The following is a 6,000-nucleotide window of genomic DNA, read 5'->3' on the forward strand; positions in this document are numbered from 1 at the left end:
TTCAATCCGGTGGCTATTCCCTGGTCTCTTTTCTGGGGTTGAGCATCAGCACTTCGTCTACCAGGCCGTAGTCTTTTGCTTCCTGTGCTGTCAGCCAGTAGTCGCGATCGCTGTCCTTTTCCACCTGCTTGGCAGTCTTGCCGGTGTGGAAGGCCGTTATTTCATACAGCTCTTTGCGCAGTTTCTTGATCTCGTTGACTGTGATCTCGATGTCGGAGGTCTGTCCGCCGATGGATCCGCTGGGTTGGTGCATCATCACCCGGCTATGTTTGAGCGCGGTGCGTTTGCCCTTGGTGCCGGCGCACATCAGTACCTGGCCCATCGAGGCGGCCATGCCGATACAGATGGTGGCTACGTCCGGGGTCACGTATTGCATGGTGTCATAGACACCCAAGCCGGAATATACGCTGCCGCCGGGGCAGTTGATGTACATCTGGATATCGCGGTGACGGTCGGTGCTGTCGAGGAAGAGAAGCTGGGCCGTGACGATATTGGCCACTTCGTCGTTGATCGGGTAGCCGAGGAAGATGATGCGGTCCATCATCAGCCGGCTATAGACGTCCATGACGGCCACATTCATCGGCCGTTCTTCAATGATGTTGGGGGTAAGGTTTGTGACAACGTATTTGTTGTAGTCGTTTAACGTGTTACTGGAAATACCACGGTGTTTCACAGCATATTTCTCGAATTCGTTTGCAGGATTCATAATCTTATTTTTCAATGATTTAATGCCAATTCTATCCGTTTGAACAGAAATCTTCCTTTCAAATCTCCGTCCAAACTTTCAAATTGCCAAAAAACTGACAGTTTAGCAGGCCGCGGGGTCGGGATCCATAAAAAAAGCCCCGGCGAATAGCCGGGGCTTACGATCTTTATCTCTAGTGATGATGGTGCTGATGTTCTTCCGCCTCGTGCTGGAACTCGGCCATGCTAACGGGTTTGTCGGTAGGATTGATCTGGGTTTCAGCCCAGCCGAAGACTTTTTCGGTCTGGATGCGATGGACGGTGTCCTCTATGAACTTCCGGTCCTGCATCATCCGGTTGACATAATCGGCTACCCAAGGCTGCTCGTCCGCACCAACGGGCATGCCCATATACCCGAACAGCTGTTGTTTTGCGAAGGCGCGGATATCGTCCTGCGTTACATCGATATTGTTCTCGCGAACGACCTTGTCCACGATGAGGGTCCATTTCAGCTGGTTCACGAAGGAGGGGAACTCCTGTTCCACTTCGGCCTGGCTCTTTGGCGTTTCACCGCCCGTTTGCATCCAGCGCTTCAGGAAATCTTCGGGGAACTCGATCTTCGTCTGCTCGAGCAGTACATGATAAAGACTATGCTGAAGCTGGTTGCGGCTTTGGCCATCCCAGTAAGCCTGGATATCGTCCTTTACGGCGTCGCGGAAAGCGGCTTCGGTGGCGATCTCCCTGGCAGGGTAGGCCGTCTTGAAGAACTCTTCGTTGAGCTCGGGTTTTTCGATCAGGCCGACTTTGGTGATGGTTACCTTGAAATATTTATTGGCGGCGGCGAGGTCGGTCTTGTCGAGGCCCAGGTCATTCAACACCCATTCCATTTCCTTTACCTCGAAGGCCTGTGCGGGCTGGAGGATCAGGAAGTCGTCTTTTTTGAGACCCATCCATTTGGGCCGGGTGGCCTCGTTGAAATATTTTACCAGCAGGGAATTGTCTTTTTGCAGGCCGCCTTCGACGGGCTGACCTTCGGCATCCGATTCCGTGAATTGCAGATTGAGCACGTTCTCGTCGCTGACAACGGCTTCCTGGTCGGTCATTTTGCCATTGCGGGTACGCTGGCGCTCTACTTCTTCGTCGATCATTTCCGGTGTCACGTCCACTTTCAACCGGGTCAGCCGGGCGGAGCCCAGGTCGGCGAGGGCGAAAGCGGGTTTCAGGCCGATCTCAAAGGCGAAGCTATAGTCGGCGGGATGGTTGATATCGATCTGCCGGGAATCATTATCCGGCAACGGGAGCGGCTGGGCGAAGATCTCCAGCTTTTCGTTGGACATATAAGTGGTGAGCTCTTTTTCCACCGTCCGCAGCACTTCGTCGGTAAAGACGGAGTTGCCATACATCTTCTTGATGAGGCCGGCGGGTACCATCCCTTTCCGGAAACCGGGGATATTTGCCTGCTTGCCATATTGTTTCAGAGATTTCTCGAAAGAAGGCAGGTAATCGCCTTTTGAGACGCTGACGGTGATCTTGTCGGTCAGCAGTCCGATATTCTCCCTTGTTACTGTTGCCATAGTTACTTTAAATTTAAATCGGGGGGCAAAGGTACGGTTTTTTTGGGCGCGATCCGCCAGGTGAGTACAAAAAGCGCCAGCACGCAAAGCACGCCTACGATCCCTCAATAGGTGAACAGCGCCGGCCCGGTGGCCCCCAGGTCCCCCGTCAGCAGGAGGCCGATCGAAAGGATGCCCACCTGGCGGGGGGTAAATCGCCGGAAAAGCACCGGCAAGACCTATTTGGATACGAATGCCGACCCGATGCGATCAGTACAAGAACGACCAGATCATGCAGATACAATATCGGCAGGACTGCGCAGAACATCTTACCCGCAGTTATGGGTTCAAGATCTGGGACCTGAGTGACCGGTTCACGCTGCAGAACCAGATCGACTATTTCGATTCGCTACAGCGGCTTCACGAAGACAATAAACCGCTTATCGAGACGCTCGATGAAAAAGGGGAGGTCGTTTCCATCGCCCCCGCTTCCACCGGTGCCGGGGCAGCAAGAGGGAGATAGTTCTATCCTTACGGTACTTTGACAAAGGGAAAACTTTGGCGGTTAGCCGTGCCGGTGACGGTCAGGAAGTAGGAGGAAGGCGCCAGCCGGCTGATGTCAAGAAGGATATTTCCCGCGTTGGTTCGTTGCCGGAGCAGGGTCCTGCCGGCCATATCCGTCACGGTGAGCAATGCGGGCTCCCCGGTGGAAAGGCCTGAGACGGCCAATTCCGTCGCGGCGGGGTTGGGGTAGAGCTTGATACCTGCCCGGTTGTCGGTGGAAAAACCGGCGGCGGTGCGGGTCACGGCGAGTGAATCGCTGAGAATGGTAAAACCGGAGCCCGAGCTTAACAGCCGGATGGTTGCCATATAGGGGACGTTGTTTGGCGGCGCTGTCCGTGCCGTGCCTGTGACCACGATGCGGCCGTTGGACTGAATGGCGAGCGTGCCGGTGGTGGACATCGGAGCGGAGCCTGTCCAGGGGATCGTTACTTTCCCGGCGGCGCCAAAGCTGTTGTCCGGCACACCGGTTGTCGAGACCCGGCAAACCGCGAATTGATTCCCGGCTGACGGTTCGGTAATGCCGGCGACGACGATCGCCCCGGTGCCCGGTTCGAGGCCGATGCCGCTGGCAAAATCCTGATTGCCGAAGCCCACGGCCAACTTCCCGTTACCCGCGAAGTTGTTGTCGAGGGTCCCGTTGGTGTTGAGCCGCATGACGAGAAAATTGGGGTGTACGCCGCCGCTGGCGAAGTAGCCGGCGAGCAGGATCCTGCCGTCCGGCTGAAGGGTGATGGCGTTGGCATGACAGTCGTAGTCACTGCCTACCGTGTACCGGGCAAAGCCGCCCGTGCCGTTTGTGCCGAAGGCGGCTGCATCCAAAACCCCATCGCTGGTATACTGCGCCACCAGGACGCTATCGGGGGTAATCGTGTTATCCAACAACCAGCGCATCCGGTAACCGCAAACGATGATCTTTCCGGCGGGGGTGATGGCTATGCCCGTGGGAGCGGTCTTTTTATTTCCAGGGTAGGTGATCACCTGTCCACCTGTTGCGAAGCTGTTATCCAGCTGGCCTGTACCGGTAAAGCGTACGACACCCAAATAAAATGGTCCCCGCTTGTTATCGACGCCGGTCGTTTCATCATAATACTCGCCGCAGGCGACGATCTTTCCATCGGGTTGGATCGCTACGGCGGTTGCGCCATCCATTGCGCCGGAAACCTGATTATAGTGGGGAACGGTGTTGAACCCGATGTTATTGAAGTTGCCGTCGACAAGACCCGTCGTCGTCAGCCGGGTGACGAACAGGTTGGCCTGACCAGTAGGGGCCTGATAGGTACCCGCGAGTACGATCTTGCCGTCGGGCTGGATCGCCATTGCGTGGATGTTGACAAAGGCGTTGCCAAAATCGAGGGTGGCTATTCCGCCGCTGCCGAAGGCGTTGTCGAGCGTGCCGGTGGTTGTATACCGGACCACGGTGGTACCGCCGGCGACCAGGATCTTCTGATCCGTGGGTTGAACGGCGACTGCTACCGCGCTGCCGCCGGTGTTGGTTTGTTTCTTGCCGTTGCCGGCGAAGGAATTGTCAAGACTGCCGGCCTGGGCGAAAAGCACCGAAGCGGTCAGCTGAATGAGGGCGAAGAGGAGTAAACGTATGCACATGTCGATCGGTTTTACCGACAAAATAAAAGGGGTATCGACCTTACGTCAATACCCCAATCAGGTTAGATGTACATAACACCCTGAGTGTCAGATTTGGTGCGGGCGATAGGGGTCGAACCTACATGCCTTGCGGCGCTAGATCCTAAGTTTTCCCTTCAGCTTAACTTAGTTGAATCTTATTTAACCTTATTTTACTTAACTACTTGATTTCAAATAGTTAAAGCGTTGTTCGGTATCTTTATTTGGACGTTGAGAAACCTCAATTAACTGCTGGTTGCCAGCAAATTTCCAGCAAATTCTTGTGGGAGTACTTTCGTAAACATCACAAAACGTTCAAATATGACAATACCAACATTCGCCGTGGACCTCGACACCCGGAGACTCAAAATCAAGCACGGAACCTATCCAGTCAAGTTGTATGTTGACTACAATGACGTTCCGAACACCTATGGTACCATTTATGACATGACATTGGAGGAGTGGCAAAAGCTGAAACAGCCGCACATTAGCGCTGGTCTTCGTGAGAAGAGAGATAAGCTCCAGGAACTGGAGGACAAAGCCCGTGAGTTTGCACGAAGCCTGGAAATATTCTCGTTCAATCGGTTTGAACAGCTGTTTATACAGGGCAACCCGTTAATAAGGGCACGCAAGCGAACAAATAAAGGGGGATCGGCTCCGGCGGACAACTTCGATTTCACCCCCTTTTTGAGAAAAGTATACATACTAAAGGACGAAGATCTCGGAAAAGGTTCCATTCTGGATGTATTTGTAATGAAAATTAAAGACCTGCTCCAGGAAGGGAGCGTCGGGACCGCCCAGGTATACCAGGCGGCGTACTATTCATTAAAATCCTATTGGGGGTTGAAGCAATTTGGCGAGATTAGTGTGTCTGTTATAAAACAGTATGAGCGATCGCAGAAAGAAAAGGGCAATTCCCGATCTTATGTAGGAATAAATCTCCGGACTTTAAGGGCAATGTTCAACTATGCGGATGCTAAAGGGATAATCGACAAGAAAAAATATTACCCGTTCGGTAGATATAAATATGTCATTGCTAAGCCTGCCAAAAGAAAAAAGTTTTTAACACCCCAGCAATTGGCTGCAGTCTATTTCTATCAATCAGACGATTGTGATTTGCGGGAAGCAGTTGCGTACTGGAAATTTCTTTATCTCGGGAATGGGATGAACATGAAAGACGCATTACTTCTGACATGGGATTGTTGTCAGGGCAACTATATCGTTTTTGAACGCGCAAAAACAGAGTTGACGGCAAAAGGAGAGCAAGACTCCATTGATGTATTTATCTCGGATGACCTGCGGGATATACTGAATTATCTGGGAACTAACGACAAATCTCCCGATAATTATATTTTCCCAATACTCAGCAAGGAAATGAATACCGTCGAAATTCATCATACCATAAAACGGGTGATAAAGCGAATTAATGCCCGAATGAAACGTATATGTAATGAACTCGGCATGCCACCCATTGCTACCACAGGTCTTACCAGAAAGGCAGCCGTCAACCAAGTATTGGCAGGCGGGGCGACGCCCCACTTTATTAAAGAATTTTTGGGTCATGAGAACCTCAATACCC

The 6,000-nt window shown here is 52.6% G+C and carries 5 protein-coding genes; 2 read left to right on the forward strand and 3 right to left on the reverse strand.

What is annotated here, in order from left to right:
• Positions 1 to 13: 13 nt before the first annotated feature.
• Positions 14 to 706 carry an ATP-dependent Clp protease proteolytic subunit gene (locus tag VGM48_RS13600; protein WP_331579954.1) on the reverse strand — a complete coding sequence of 231 codons (693 nt, stop codon included), beginning with the start codon at positions 704 to 706 and terminating at the stop codon, positions 14 to 16.
• 172 nt (positions 707 to 878) lie between these two features.
• The gene (gene tig, locus VGM48_RS13605; protein WP_331579955.1) at positions 879 to 2,258 is read right to left on the reverse strand and encodes a trigger factor; all 1,380 of its coding nucleotides are present in this window, start codon (positions 2,256 to 2,258) and stop codon (positions 879 to 881) included.
• 232 nt (positions 2,259 to 2,490) lie between these two features.
• Between tig and VGM48_RS13610 the strand changes: the two genes are divergently transcribed.
• Positions 2,491 to 2,760: a hypothetical protein gene (locus VGM48_RS13610; protein WP_331579956.1), complete on the forward strand. Its 270-nt coding sequence runs from the start codon at positions 2,491 to 2,493 to the stop codon at positions 2,758 to 2,760.
• Between the two features lie 8 nt (positions 2,761 to 2,768).
• Here the strand turns inward: VGM48_RS13610 and VGM48_RS13615 are convergent, their stop codons facing one another.
• The gene (locus tag VGM48_RS13615) at positions 2,769 to 4,403 is read right to left on the reverse strand and encodes a T9SS type A sorting domain-containing protein (RefSeq protein WP_331579958.1); all 1,635 of its coding nucleotides are present in this window, start codon (positions 4,401 to 4,403) and stop codon (positions 2,769 to 2,771) included.
• Between the two features lie 339 nt (positions 4,404 to 4,742).
• Between VGM48_RS13615 and VGM48_RS13620 the strand changes: the two genes are divergently transcribed.
• The coding region (locus VGM48_RS13620; RefSeq protein WP_331579960.1) for a phage integrase SAM-like domain-containing protein at positions 4,743 to 6,000 on the forward strand (1,258 nt) is incomplete at its 3' end.

The organism is Puia sp. (assembly GCF_036500295.1).
Lineage (GTDB): Bacteria > Bacteroidota > Bacteroidia > Chitinophagales > Chitinophagaceae > Puia.